The 760-nt window shown below is 74.2% G+C and carries 1 protein-coding gene; it reads left to right on the top strand.

All coding sequences use genetic code 11. The features are described 5' to 3' along the window. Positions 1–738 (top strand): BBE domain-containing protein (locus KBX53_RS34765; protein ID WP_210864015.1); only part of this gene is annotated, 738 nt, incomplete at its 5' end. Positions 739–760 lie beyond the last annotated feature (22 nt).

The raw sequence follows: 760 nt of genomic DNA, 5'->3' as shown, positions 1-760 counted from the left end.
GTGCTGGCCGGCATGATCATGTTCGCGCTGTCCGAGGCCCCGGCCGTCCTGCGCGGCTATGGCGCGCTGGTCGCCGAGGCGCCGGACGAACTGACAGTGATGGCCGGCTTCCTGCCCGGCCCGGCCGGCGAGCCGGTGATCTTCGTCTGCCCGTTCTACAGCGGCCCGGACCTGGACGCCGGGCTGCCGTGGATGGACCGGCTGCGCGCGCTGGGCACCCCGCTGGTCGACCAGATCGGCCCGATGCCGTACGCGGACGCGCTGCGGATGTTCGACGGCGGAATGGTCGACGGCAACCACTACCTGCTGCGGACCCGATGGCTGCCCGCGCTCACCGACAGCACCGTGGACACGCTCGTCGACGCGGCCCGGCAGGTCACCTCGCCGTTCTCCGCGCTGGCAGTGCACCACTTCCACGGCGCGGCCACCCGGGTCCGACCCGCCGACACAGCGTTCGGACTGCGTGCCGACCACCTGATGACCGAGATCATCGCGGTGTGGGCGCCCGGCGAGTCGGCCGGCCCGCACCAGGAGTGGGCCGAGCGGACCTCGGCGGCGCTCGCCCCGCAGGCCCTGCCCGGTGGTTACCCCAACCTGCTCGCCCCGCAGGAGACCGACCGGGTCCGGCTCGCCTACGGCGCGAACTGGGCGCGGCTGCGCCACGCCAAGCGCCGCTACGACCCCCGTGACCTGCTGCACGCGGTGCCGACCCTGCCGCCCTCGGTGCACCCGGAATGAGCCGCCGCCTGCCGCCCTCGGT

The sequence above is a fragment of the Micromonospora sp. M51 genome, assembly GCF_018070305.1.
GTDB classification, from domain to species: Bacteria; Actinomycetota; Actinomycetes; order Mycobacteriales; family Micromonosporaceae; genus Micromonospora; species Micromonospora parva.
This window is presented reverse-complemented; position numbering and strand designations above follow the sequence as displayed.